Source organism: Halalkalibacterium ligniniphilum, from assembly GCF_000334155.1.
GTDB lineage: Bacteria > Bacillota > Bacilli > Bacillales > Bacillaceae_D > Halalkalibacterium > Halalkalibacterium ligniniphilum.
On record NZ_ANNK01000123.1, the window covers coordinates 1 to 13,158 of the forward strand.

Annotated in this window: 10 protein-coding genes, 1 other RNA gene, 1 riboswitch and 1 other annotated feature; of the genes, 1 reads left to right on the plus strand and 10 read right to left on the minus strand. The window is 42.2% G+C overall.

Annotation, left to right across the window (positions count from 1 at the left end; translation table 11 throughout):
* Positions 1 to 190: 190 nt before the first annotated feature.
* Entirely contained in the window at positions 191 to 952 is a 762-nt protein-coding gene (locus BLT_RS0115100) for a tRNA threonylcarbamoyladenosine dehydratase (protein WP_017728612.1), read from the minus strand.
* 112 nt (positions 953 to 1,064) lie between these two features.
* Positions 1,065 to 1,245: non-coding RNA, 6S RNA (ssrS, locus tag BLT_RS23280), on the minus strand.
* Positions 1,246 to 1,397: 152 nt separating this feature from the next.
* Between ssrS and BLT_RS0115105 the strand changes: the two genes are divergently transcribed.
* On the plus strand, positions 1,398 to 1,697 hold the full coding sequence (locus tag BLT_RS0115105; RefSeq protein WP_017728613.1) for a hypothetical protein: 300 nt from the start codon (positions 1,398 to 1,400) through the stop codon (positions 1,695 to 1,697).
* Here BLT_RS0115105 and BLT_RS0115110 read toward each other — a convergent pair.
* The 8 genes from BLT_RS0115110 to recJ all read right to left on the minus strand — a co-directional run bounded on the left by BLT_RS0115110 (position 1,669) and on the right by recJ (position 13,119).
* Positions 1,669 to 2,922, minus strand: coding sequence for a homoserine dehydrogenase (locus BLT_RS0115110; RefSeq protein ID WP_017728614.1), 1,254 nt, complete (start codon positions 2,920 to 2,922; stop codon positions 1,669 to 1,671). The genes BLT_RS0115105 and BLT_RS0115110 overlap by 29 nt on opposite strands.
* Before the next feature lie 216 nt (positions 2,923 to 3,138).
* Positions 3,139 to 3,252, minus strand: a riboswitch (SAM riboswitch).
* 82 nt (positions 3,253 to 3,334) lie between these two features.
* Positions 3,335 to 5,122, minus strand: coding sequence for an aspartate--tRNA ligase (gene aspS, locus BLT_RS0115115; protein ID WP_017728615.1), 1,788 nt, complete (start codon positions 5,120 to 5,122; stop codon positions 3,335 to 3,337).
* Between the two features lie 3 nt (positions 5,123 to 5,125).
* The gene (hisS, locus tag BLT_RS0115120; protein WP_017728616.1) at positions 5,126 to 6,406 is read right to left on the minus strand and encodes a histidine--tRNA ligase; all 1,281 of its coding nucleotides are present in this window, start codon (positions 6,404 to 6,406) and stop codon (positions 5,126 to 5,128) included.
* 167 nt (positions 6,407 to 6,573) lie between these two features.
* Positions 6,574 to 6,802: a binding site (T-box leader), on the minus strand.
* Between the two features lie 62 nt (positions 6,803 to 6,864).
* Positions 6,865 to 7,038 (minus strand): hypothetical protein, encoded by a 174-nt coding sequence (locus BLT_RS24270; RefSeq protein WP_017728617.1) that lies wholly within the window; start codon positions 7,036 to 7,038, stop codon positions 6,865 to 6,867.
* A 116-nt stretch (positions 7,039 to 7,154) separates the two neighbouring features.
* The gene (gene dtd, locus BLT_RS0115130) at positions 7,155 to 7,595 is read right to left on the minus strand and encodes a D-aminoacyl-tRNA deacylase (RefSeq protein ID WP_017728618.1); all 441 of its coding nucleotides are present in this window, start codon (positions 7,593 to 7,595) and stop codon (positions 7,155 to 7,157) included.
* Positions 7,596 to 7,619: 24 nt separating this feature from the next.
* Positions 7,620 to 9,803 carry a RelA/SpoT family protein gene (locus BLT_RS0115135; RefSeq protein WP_017728619.1) on the minus strand — a complete coding sequence of 728 codons (2,184 nt, stop codon included), beginning with the start codon at positions 9,801 to 9,803 and terminating at the stop codon, positions 7,620 to 7,622.
* 443 nt (positions 9,804 to 10,246) lie between these two features.
* A complete protein-coding gene (locus BLT_RS0115140; RefSeq protein ID WP_017728620.1) occupies positions 10,247 to 10,762 on the minus strand; it encodes an adenine phosphoribosyltransferase in 516 nt (171 codons plus the stop codon).
* Positions 10,762 to 13,119: a single-stranded-DNA-specific exonuclease RecJ gene (gene recJ / locus BLT_RS0115145; RefSeq protein WP_017728621.1), complete on the minus strand. Its 2,358-nt coding sequence runs from the start codon at positions 13,117 to 13,119 to the stop codon at positions 10,762 to 10,764. Before recJ ends, BLT_RS0115140 begins: the two co-directional genes overlap by 1 nt.
* Positions 13,120 to 13,158 lie beyond the last annotated feature (39 nt).

Here is a 13,158-nt window from a genome sequence, read left to right on the forward strand (position 1 = left end):
GAGTCTACGTCTGTTTCCTCAGCTAAGGTTGTGCATTGTTCGCATTTTTCAATCATACACGTTCGTTCTGTCCCAGCCTCTCTTGTTCTTGATTGCTCTTTCAACATCATTGTTTAATGATAAAACCATTCTTCAAAAAACAATTCATACTAACGTTCTTTTCACTATCTGATCGACAATGGCTTTAGAATTACCGCTGAATTTCAATCCCATCAAGTAATTTTGTAATGACATGCCCTACCATAATCAACCCTGACACAGAAGGAACAAAAGCGTTTGAAGATGGTGGCATTTTTGCTTTTCGAATCGGTGAATCTTCCGCGGCTTCAGGAACGATTTCTTTTCGAATATCTTCACGAATCCGAATCGGCTGCTCATCCGAATACACGACTTCGATGCCTTTGTGAATGCCTTCCTTCCGAAGTCTTGTCCGCACCACTTTCGCAATCGGATCGTAGCTTGTTTTTGAAATATCTGCAATTCTTAAACGTGTTGGGTCCATTTTGTTTGCCACACCCATACTAGAGATAATCGGAATGTTACGCTTTAAGCATTCTTTCATTAAATGAATTTTATAGGAAATTGTATCGCTAGCGTCAATGACATAATCGAACGGATATTGAAAAAACTCTTCATACGTCTCCTCGGTATAAAACATTTTAAGCGCAATCACTTCACACTCTGGATTGATGTCAGCAATTCGTTCTTGCATTAACTCAACTTTTGAACGTCCAACCGTTGAAAGCAGTGCATGAATTTGACGGTTCACATTCGTAATATCCACATCATCCTTATCAACAAGGACGAGGCGACCTACACCCGAACGTGCTAGAGCCTCCGTTGAAAACGATCCGACTCCACCCACACCTAATACAGCAACCGTGCTGTTTTTTAATCTATCTAAACCATCATGACCAATCGCTAGTTCATTTCTAGAAAATTGATGTAGCATCTTCATTTTTACTCCTTCCAATTCCATCACTTCATTTCTCGGAATCGACTATACCATAGCACAAAAAAAAAGTCTAAGGCTCATTTCCTTAGACATTCCTAATAAGTATGGGCAGAGTCCCAAATGTGCCGTTGTGACCTTGGTTTTGAACCTGCTCTCAAGCAGGTGGGTGCTTCGCTCACTCTTTTTTACGTCCACATATACGAGGCATGTAAGCCAAAGCGAGACTTAAGCTCCCGATAAAAAGGTGTTGGCTCAAAACGTAAAGAAGTGAACGTACACCTCAGGACTCTGTCTTTCTTGGGATAATAATAACACAAAAGAAATTCCAGCTTCAAGTGCTTTTTATCATTTTTCACAATCTTCTGTGTTTTATCACTTTTGGCTTCTTTTAATTTGTATGGTACAGTTGCGCTAACCAACAAATCCTTATGGAGGCTGAATCATGACACTTTTGGCAACTCAACGTTGTATCGAAATTCGGCAAGAAATAGGCTGGACTGAGAAACGTATCATTGAGAACGAATATGAGATGAAGCTATACCATGATAAAGTAACAGTGAGAGAAACGACCTACCCGATTCATACAATTTTTGATGTTTCGTACCGAAAAAAACCAAAAGCTCTCGGCTATCTTTATCTTCATACAAATGGGGGGGTTCGAACCTATTACATAAAGGAAGAACCGGGAGCTTTTATTGACGCCTACCAGCAGCTTAAGCGCGAAGACTCACGCTTGCGTTGAGTGCTTCAGATTCTTTTTGGCTCCATCCAATTGAGCCTTCACCATATATACGATAGGTAGTGATTGGCAGCTTGTCTTCTACATGCTGTAGAACATCTTCATATACCGCTAAAAGCCATGCCTCTCCTTCTTCATGTTTGATCGTTTTTATTGTTTGACAAGGTAGACTGTCAATTGCTTCAGCGGTCTTTTGCACTTCCTGCGGTGTGACCATCACTAATAACCGAGTAACTCGCTTTTTTGAAGATTGTTCCACTGAGGGAACAATGCGTTTTCCTCTAAAATGCTCATGAAATAAAAAATCCTCAATCATGCTATTTGCGGTTGCCTCCTTCCCAGCTCCAGGTCCTATAAAAAGAAGACGTTGAATGTCTTTTCCTTCAAGGGTCACTGCATTCGTTACACCATGGACCGTTGAAAAAGGATGGTCATTTGTAAAAAATGTTGGAGCAACCGATCCATGGATTTCTCCGTTTTTTATAGACGCTCTTCCGCTCAGCTTTAAGGTAAGCCCAAGCTGCTGTGCAAATGAGGTATGCCAATCAAGGATTTCGTTAAGCCCTTTGCGTTGAATGGACTCTTTGTTTGGCCATTTTCCAAAGCACAATCGGCTCAAGATACGGAGCTTATACCAAGCATCAAATCCTTCAATGTCATCCGTTGGATCTGCTTCAGCATATCCAAGACGCTGTGCCTCTTCCAGCACATCTTGAAACGAACGGCCATGCTCAACCATCTCTGTAACCATGTAGTTCGTCGTTCCATTTAAAATTCCTGACACAGTATGGACATTTGTTGTCATTAGTGATCCCTTTATCGCATTAATGATCGGAATTCCACCAGCAACTGATGCTTCGAACGCAAGATATGTCCCGTACTCTTGTGCGATTTTTTCCAACGTTTCCCCTCGCTCTGCTAAAAGCTTTTTATTCGCTGTTACAACGGGAACCCCTTTTTCTAGAAAATAACGCACATAATCAAATGCGGGTTCAATCCCTCCCATTGCTTCAAAGACGACATCAAAGGAGTGGCGATGGAATTCATTCCAGTTTTCAGAAAAAGCGGACAGGTCAAGCTCTCTTTTCTTCTTCCGATCTTTGACGAGAATCGCTTGAACAATTGGCTCGCTCCCTAGTATTTCTGTAAGTTCACTTCTCGTCTTAGTTATCCGTTCAAATACACCTCTCCCAACTGTCCCAAAGCCAATAATTCCAATCTGTGTCATCGTTATCTGCTCCTTTATCGTTAATATATTGTAACCTTCATGAGCGTCTCGCTCTTCCCACTTAAATGGGAACGAGGCCGTCAAGTAACGCTAAGCAACCTTTCAATGAAGGGGTGTGAGCGGAAGGGCTTCATTGTTTCATCAACTTGCAGTGAAGCTCCGTCCCCTTTTCCACAGAAAAAACCTTTCCGATAAGGAAAGGTTTTTGACTGCCTTTACTTATCTTTCAGAATGAAATCATTCTGCTGAACGTAGCACCTTTGTTTGCTTGGCAGGCAAACCGGTTGCCGGGCGTCATTGGGTCAGTCCCTCAGCCTCTCTTGATAAGTGTTCTTATTTACTTATTTTTGCAATTATCGTTGGTATAACTTGTAAAAATTATACGAACGATTTCAATCTTTGTCAATGAAATTTACACATTGACCTTATCTGGCTTTTTTCCAATAATCGAAAGGTTTAAATCAATCAATTGCTCAACGCTTACCTCACTCGGAGCATTTGTTAACAAGCAGCTTGCACTCGCCGTTTTAGGGAAAGCGATCGTTTCGCGCAAGTTTGTACGACCTGCAAGAATCATAATAAAGCGATCCAATCCTAAAGCAATCCCACCATGAGGCGGTGTCCCGTATTCGAAGGCTTCCATCAGGAACCCGAATTGCTCCTTCGCTTCCTCTGGAGAAAAACCAAGTGCCTCAAACATTTTTTCTTGCACATCTCTTTGATATATCCGCTGGCTTCCGCCGCCAAGCTCGTAGCCATTTAACACAAGGTCATAGGCATCTGCACGAGCACTGCCAGGGTCTGTTGCAAGCGTCTCAATATCTTCCTTTTTAGGACTTGTAAACGGATGGTGAAGGGCTACATAGCGCTTCGCTTCCTCATCATATTCAACAAGTGGGAAGTCAACGACCCAAAGGAAGTTAAACGTATCTTTATCAATTAAATCGAAGTCCTTACCAAATTTTAAGCGCAACGCCCCAAGGCTATCAAATACCACTTGCTTTTTGTCTGCACCAAAGAACAATAAGTCATTCACTTCTGCATCCATCACATGTAGTAGATTTGCCGTTTGCTCTTCATTGAAGAATTTCGCAATTGGGCCTTTTAGTCCGTCTTCCTCTACTTTTAGCCACGCTAAACCTTTTGCACCGTAAGGCTTCACATAATCAGCTAAGGCATCAATCTCTTTTCGAGACAATTTATTGGCTCCATCTTTTAACGTTAGTCCTTTTACAATGCCTCCATTGTTTAAAGCGTTAGTGAAAACTTTAAAATCAGTGTCCTTTACGATATCTGAAAGCTCCACCAATTCAAGTCCAAAGCGTGTATCAGGTTTGTCCGAGCCATAGCGATTCATCGCTTCATCATAGCTTAGACGCGGCAAAGGTAATGAAAGCTCGACACCTTTTATCTCCTTCATGATTTTTGCCATCATTTTTTCGATCATTGCCAGTAAATCTTCTTTATCCATAAACGATGTTTCAATATCCACTTGTGTGAACTCAGGCTGGCGATCCGCTCGCAAGTCTTCATCACGGAAGCAGCGAACGACTTGATAGTAGCGCTCAAACCCAGACACCATTAATAACTGCTTGAAAATTTGTGGCGATTGAGGGAGCGCGTAAAACTCACCATGATGCACACGACTTGGAACCAAATAATCACGAGCTCCTTCTGGCGTGCTTTTTGTTAGCATTGGCGTTTCAATTTCAAGAAATGCCTCTTCATCTAAGAAGTCGCGAATCAGCTTTGTTGTTCGGTGACGTAGCTTAAACGTTTCCTGCATATCCGGACGGCGTAAGTCTAAATAGCGATATTTCAAACGAACATCCTCAGACGCCTCTGTATCTGCTTCAATTTGGAAAGGCAATGGCTTCGCCATATTCAAAATCGTGACTTTATCGACAAAAACCTCAATTTCTCCTGTGGAGATTTTATCATTGAAGGTGCTCGGGTCACGCTTTAAAACCGTTCCTTCTACATCTATGACATATTCATTACGAATTCGTTCTGCTGTAGCTAATGCATCTGGAGAAATTTCCGTGTTGAACACAAGCTGAACGATTCCTGAACGGTCTCGTAAATCAATAAAAATCACTTGCCCTAAATCACGGCGTTTTTGTACCCACCCTTTTAATTGTACACGCTCTCCAATGACGTGTTCAGACAGTTCTCCACATTGATGTGTTCTTCCAATCATCGCTTAATGGCCTCCTCTAGTGTGTTCTTGCATATAATGAATGAACTCGTGAAGAGAAACCTCCACTTGTTCCCCTGTTTCCATTGACTTCACATTAATCTTTCCGGCATTCAATTCATCTTCACCAAGAACAGCCGTGTACCGTGCTTTTAATCGGTCTGCCGCTTTAAACTGTGCTTTCATTTTTTTATCTAAATAATCCTTATCAGCAGTCATTCCAGCTGCTCTTAATTGGTGCAAAATCTCCACAGCTTTATCTTTTGCCGCCTCTCCAAGAGCAACGACATAACAATCAAGCTTTTGCTCTACAGGAATTTCAACCTTCTTTGTTTGTAAGGCCATGATTAGGCGCTCAATGCTGAGAGCAAATCCAATACCTGGCGTGCTTGGTCCACCGAGATCTTCCACTAGCCCGTTGTAGCGACCTCCGCCACAAAGTGTGGTGATCGCCCCAAACCCTTCGCCGTCAATCATAATTTCAAATGCAGTGTGGTAATAATAATCAAGACCGCGGACGAGTGTCGCATCAACTTCATAACGTACACCGACGGCATCCAAATGCTGCTTCACCTTTTCAAAATACTGTTTTGATTCAGCATTTAAGTAATCAAGAATCGCAGGTGCAGAGCTCATCAATTCATGATCACGGTCTTTTTTACAATCCAAAATTCGCAGTGGGTTTTTTTCAAGTCGTGTTTGACAGTCTTCACAAAACTCGCCAATGCGTGGCTTAAAATGATCGATTAAAGCTTGGCGGTGAGACATTCTGCTCTCTTTATCACCAAGACTGTTTAACACAAGCTTTACATTTGGTAACCCAAGCTCCTTGTAAAAATCCATTGCTAATGCTAGAACTTCAGCATCAATGCTAGGATCGGCACTTCCTAGTGCTTCAACCCCAAATTGAACGAACTGACGCATCCGACCTGACTGTGGTCGTTCATAGCGAAACATCGGTCCAATATAGTAGAGCTTTTTCGGCTGATTTGCTTGTCCAAATAATTTCTTTTCAACAAACGATCGTGCCACCGCTGCTGTTCCCTCAGGACGAAGTGTGAGGCTTCGATCTCCACGGTCCTTAAAGGTGTACATTTCCTTTTGTACAATATCTGTCGTATCACCGACACCCCGTTGGAACAGCTCTGTCTGTTCAAAAATTGGTGTCCGAATCTCGTGGTAATTATAGCGACGGCATAGGTCTTGCGCCTTTGCTTCAACCCATTGCCAAATTTCTACATCACCTGGCAGTATATCTTGTGTTCCTCTAGGGATTTGGATAGCCATTTTTCTGTCCCTCCATTTTTTTACCTTGCGAACTTGTTTCCATTCCATATCGAATGAGCAACTGCTCTTGTAAGACTCTTCTATGCACTTGAACAGTCATGATTGAACGTCATAAGGGCGTTTCATTGATTTAATAACAAAAAAACTCCCATCCTTGATGATTGATCATCAGGGACGAGAGTTACCCGTGGTGCCACCCTTATTGAAGCAAAGCAGTGCTTCCTCTTTCGTGCAGTTAACGCCTGCAGACGTTCTCCCTTACTGACTGCGATAGTGTTCAGAGAAACTCCTCGAAGGTGTTCGTTCATCAAGACAGCTTTAGAAGGCTTCCAGCCGCAGACCTTCCTCTCTAGTAAAACTGCACCCTTGATTACTTTTCCTTTTCATTGGAATGGTTTCATGTCGATTCATTCATTTGAGTTCTATCATACGAATGAACCGTACCGATTGTCAATAGTCTAATTACGACTTAATTTGTTTTTAAGAAGACGGACATCATGAAGAGAGATGCCAAATTCAGAAGCAAGCTCAAAGGAGGTCCGCTCCTGCTCTTTTTCAATAAAATGATGAAAATTCACATCAAAAACAGATTCTGTACGTGTAGGGGCAGCTGGTCGTTGACGAGAATGCATACGCTTCATCCTTTTTTCAAGCATTTTTTAGCTAGTATGACCAACCAATGCTGTTTTCTTACACGTATATTTTCAGAAAACGTCCGTATCGTCTAAAGCCATCTGAAACAGTAGATTTATTTAGATTCAACAATCAGGGTAACAGGCCCATCATTTGTAAGACGAACGTCCATCATTGCACCGAAGACACCTGTTTCTACCTTTAATCCTTTCGCACGTAATTCATCGTTAAAGCGCTCATACAATCCTTTTGCTAATTCAGGCTTAGCCGCTTCCATAAAGTTCGGACGGCGCCCTTTTCTACAATCCCCATATAACGTAAATTGGGAAATAGACAAAATGTCTCCTTCCACATCAAGAAGAGACAGATTCATTTTTCCTGCCTCATCTTCAAAGATTCGAAGGTTCGCGATTTTATCACTCAGATAGCGAATATCCTCTTCGGTGTCTTCATGGGTAATACCGACCAAGAGGACAAGTCCCTGCTTGATGGCGCCAACGGTTTCACCATTGACGGTAACAGAAGCATCCTTTGCTCTCTGAAGCACCACTCTCATTTGCATCCAACTCCAATGTTATTCCTAGTGCATAATTCGTCGTACGGAATAAATATCTTGTAATTGTTTAATTTTTTCCACCACTTTGTGTAGATGATCAATGTTATGAATGGAAATGGTCATATGAATGGTTGCAACCTTATTTCGGTGATCCGAGCGACCAGACACGGCACTAATGGTCGTCTTTGACTCTGTCACAGCTTGAAGTACTTGATTGAGCAACCCATTCCGATCATAGCCTGTAATCTCGATATCAACGTTATAGCTTTTGCTTTGCTGACTGCCGCCTTCCCATTCAACTGGCAGCAACCTGCTTTCAGCTTCTTTCGTATTCACATTCGGACAATCGGAGCGATGAATCGATACTCCGCGCCCTTTCGTAATAAAACCGATAATTTCATCACCAGGCACCGGATTACAGCAGCGCGATAATCGGATTAACAGGTTATCAACACCTTTTACTCTTACGCCTGTCGTTGTTTTCTTTTTAGGAGCAAAGTTCTGAATTTCAGAAATGGCTTCTGCCAATGATTGCTCTTCCTGCTCTTGATCGAGTTGTTTACGAAGCTTTTCAGTCAGTCTTGTGACAATTTGCTTTGGACTTATCCCACCATAGCCCGCTGCCGCAAACATATCCTCTTCACCAGCAAAGCTAAACTTATTCGCCACGTCGGCTATATTTTCAGCTGTTAATACCTCTTTTGGATCAAACTCTTGAGCCCGGATTTCTTTTTCAACAAGCTCACGGCCTTTTTCAACGTTTTCTTCTCGCCGTTCCTTTTTAAACCATTGTTTGATTTTATTTTTTGCTTGAGATGACTGGGTGATCTTTAACCAATCTTGACTTGGCCCGTAGGAATGCTTAGATGTTAACACTTCAACGATATCCCCTGTTTTTAATTCATGATCAAGGGGTACCATTTTTCCATTCACTTTTGCACCAATGCAGCGATTTCCAATTTCCGTATGAATCCTAAAAGCAAAATCAAGTGGGACAGAACCACGAGGCAGCTCTATCACATCACCCTTTGGAGTGAAAACAAAAACCATATCTGAAAACAAATCCATTTTCAGTGATTCCATAAACTCTTGGGCATCGTTTGTGTCATTTTGCCATTCAATAATTTCACGAAACCATGTAAGCTTGTCCTCTACGGTTTTTTTCGCTGAAGCCGACTTTCCTTCCTTGTATGCCCAGTGTGCTGCAACCCCGTATTCTGCAACACGGTGCATATCCTCTGTTCGAATTTGGACTTCAAGCGGATCCCCATTCGGCCCTACAACGGTCGTATGCAAAGACTGATACATGTTTGCTTTTGGCATGGCAATGTAGTCTTTAAATCGCCCTGGCATTGGCTTCCAAATCGTATGGATAACCCCTAAGCATGCATAGCAGTCTTTAATGCTTTTCACGATAATACGTACAGCAAGTAAATCATAAATTTCGTTAAACTGCTTGTTTTGAAGCACCATTTTCCGATAAATACTATAGATGTGCTTTGGTCGTCCTGAAATTTCTGCGTTCACTTTCACTTCCGCTAAATCATGACGAATTTTATCCATTACATCTGAAATGTAGAGCTCCCGTTCCGCACGCTTTCGTTTCATCAAATTAACAATTCGGTAGTATTGCTGCGGATCCAAATACCGTAAGGCAATATCCTCGAGCTCCCACTTAATTGTCGAAATCCCAAGACGGTGTGCAAGTGGTGCAAAAATTTCCAGCGTTTCATTTGAGGTAATACGCTGCTTTTCTGGCGGCATATATTTTAATGTCCGCATGTTATGAAGGCGATCGGCCAGCTTAATCAAAATCACGCGAATGTCTTTTGCCATTGCGACAAGCATCTTGCGGTGATTTTCAGCCTGCTGTTGTTCCTTTGATTTGTATTTAATTTTCTTTAATTTTGTGACACCATCAACAAGCATCGCAACTTGCTCATTAAATTCTTTTTCTAATGCTTCAACTGTTACTTCTGTATCTTCAACCACATCATGAAGCAAGGCTGCAGCAATCGTATTAGGATCTAGCTGAAGATCAATGATAATTCCCGCTACTTGAATCGGGTGCAAAATGTAAGGCTCCCCTGATTTCCTAAACTGCCCTGAATGAGCCTTTTCCGCATATTGATAAGCTTTTTGTAAAAAAGCGATGTCCCTCTCACCTAGGTATTGACTCGCTTTTTCAAGGACTTGATCTATGGTCATGGAATCACCTATTTACCGTTTCTATGATTTCTTTATATTATCGTTAAGTTTTCGCCTGATGTAAAGGGAAACAACCGAATTTTGTCGAGCCATTATTGTACAGTTTGTCACAAAATTCACAAGATGCTGTTGATGGGGGTTTTAGGCTCTTCTTCAAAGCATGATCTTTCTGTCACTAAAGCCAGCGGTACGTCTATGTAAGCGGAAGTGCTTCATTGATTCATCGACTTGTACTGAAGCTCCGTTCCCTTTTCCGCCTAAACAGCATGAACGGCCTGCTCTTCCTACTTGGATGAAAAAGAGCTTATCAGATCATTATGTGGACCATTTCTAATGAAGGAGGTGTGAGCGACAGGCTTCTTGTTTTGTCATCCTGAAAGCTCCGTCCCCTTTTCCATAAAAGAAAAGAAGAGCACTCAAAATTGAGCCCCTTCTTTTGCATGTTATTCATATTTCATTAAAGAAAAAATATCGTAGCCTTTTAGCTTTTCACGACCATCTAAGTAGCCAAGCTCAATCATAAATGCAATTCCAGCAACTTCTCCGCCTAATTGCTCTACCATTTTTATCGTCGCTTCAATCGTTCCACCCGTTGCTAATAAGTCATCAGTAATCATAACGCGCTGACCTTTCTGAATGGCATCACGATGAATCGTTAAGCTATCTTTGCCATACTCCAAGCCATAGTCGACAGAAATGACCTCACGAGGCAGCTTACCTGCCTTACGAACCGGAATGAATCCCTTCCCAAGAGAATAGGCAATAGGACAACCAACTACAAAACCACGGGCCTCAGGACCAACAATAATATCAGCCTTCTTTTCTTTGGCGAAGGCAGCCATCTCATCGATCGCTTTCTTGTATACTTCTCCATCTTGCATTAACGTCGTGATATCTTTAAAACGGATGCCTTCCTTCGGATAATCTTCTACAATCGTAATATAATTCTTAAAATCCATTAGCTAATCGTCTCCTTGCTTCCACGTACTTGTATCACATTTGAAAACCATTGTTTTAATTGCTCATAGGATGAATAAACAAATTCATTTTCAATCTGAGCCTGCTCCTGCTTTCGACGAAATGTTATCGATTCATCAAGTCCTTTTTTCTCTGGCTTTTCCGTGACCGTTATTTTCCCATCACTTATTGTAACAAACCCAAGCTCTAAAAACACCTTGGACATAAAGGTAATGGTCTGATTTGACCATCCCTTATGCTTAGCAAGCCGTTCTGCATGTGCTTTCAAATCAAACGTTCGTTGTTTGACTAAAAAGGAATAAAACCATTTAAAGTGCTCTCTCGTGGGATTGGTTGTAAAAAAGGAGTCTTCCTGTTGATAAAAGATCGTATAAATACGGCTTGGAAATCCTTTTCCTTGAAAAAATTGCCGCAATTGACTTCGCTCATTCGGAGCATCTAGAAAAACAACGTACCGCCCATCAAGAACTGGTAAGCTTGTTTTATCGGTACCATTGAAAATCTCAAATTCTTCTAGACCTAATTTAGCTTTTGTTTCTGGTTGAAAAGAAACAAGCAATCGTTCTTCCTCTGGTAAACACCTCAGGCGCTCGGCAAGCTTTGCCTGCTGAATACTGCGCCAGTCAAAAAGCTGCCAATCATGCACCGCTACGTCTTGTAACATGAACTGAGGCTTAATGTGCCCATTCCATTCGTTGATCGATAGTGTGCCAATAGCCGATACACTTGCAGACGATGAAATTTCATCATACAAATAACCGAATTGAAACCCAATTCCATCAAGGGTTACACCATTTTGCTGAAAAGCGATTTTTAAATGATTCGATTCGCTGCCAATTTGTCTCATTTGCGCAATATGAACGTCCTTTAGCATGACCTTGGGCAATGGGTTACTGACGCCAAAGGGAGCAAGCTCCTCCATTTCTTTGATGGTGGCTATGGAAACCTCATCGACTGATGCCACAAGATCAATTTTCGTGATCGGAATAAAGTCGTCTGCTGTTAGGCTTTCCTTCGCTTGCGCATTGAGTCTTTGCCTTAAAAGATCAACATCCTCTAGCTTCATTGTTAAACCAGCAGCCATGGGATGCCCACCAAAATGAGGAAGAATGTCACGGCTGACCGAAAGCTCTGCAAAAATGTCAAATCCCTCAATACTACGTGCAGACCCTTTCGCAAGCCCTTTCTCCCGATCATAGCTTAGCACAATGGTCGGTCGATAATAGCGCTCCACTAAGCGTGATGCTACAATCCCAATCACACCAGGGTTCCAGCCTTCCCCACCAACAATGAGAACAGGATGCTCATCTGGAGGAAAGTCGCGCTCCACTACTTGAATCGCTTGCTCAGCTAGTTCACTGACAATTGATTGACGTTCTTTATTCAACACATCAATTTCATCTGCAAGCTGTCGTGCCTCTTCTTCATCTGCCGTTATAAGCAGCTCTACAGCTGGCCTTGCTGAATCTAACCGACCGGCCGCATTAATCCGCGGCCCTATACCGAACCCAACATGCTCTGCCTGTAACGGCTCATTTTCACGAAAGCCACACACCTTTTTTAATGCGCGAATACCAGGCTTAGAGGATGCTTGAAGCGCCGCAAGCCCTTGCTTAGCAAGAAGGCGATTTTCATCAACAAGTGGAACTAAGTCTGCAATTGTACCAATCACTACAAGATCTAATAGTTCATGTGGGACTCTTCCTAGCAGAGCATGAGCCACTTTAAAAGCAACACCCACACCAGCTAAACCTTTAAAAGGGTATGTGCACCCTGGCTTTTTTGGATTAATGATGCTATATGCATCTGGTAAAACCGGAGGTGCTTCATGGTGATCAGTTACAATAAAATCAAGCCCAATTTCCTTGGCGACCTCCGCTTCGTGAACGGCTGCGATTCCTGTATCCACGGTGACAACAAGGGAATACCCCTCCGTTTTAGCCCAACGGAGCGCAGATTCATTCGGTCCATACCCTTCTGTAAATCGATTGGGAATGTAATAATCAAAAATTGCCCCAAGCTCTCGTAATGTATAAACCATTACAGACGTGCTGCTTACACCGTCGGCATCATAGTCACCAAAAACTAAGAGGCGTTCGCCATTCGTAATCGCCTCTTGAATTCTCTTGACCGCCTTTTCCATTCCATCTAGTAAAAACGGATCATAATAATCAAGTTTTTCTTTATGTAAGAAACGCTTTGCTTCTTCTATTGTTTCAATTCCACGATTTAGAAGAAGCTTCGCAATAAGCGGTTGGATCTGCAAATGTTCGACAAACGCTTGAACTTTCTCATCTTCCTGTTGTTGTACTTTCCATCTAGTCCTAGGCTTTAACATACAAACACCCCTTGACCTTCCTATTATACAAGAGGAGGT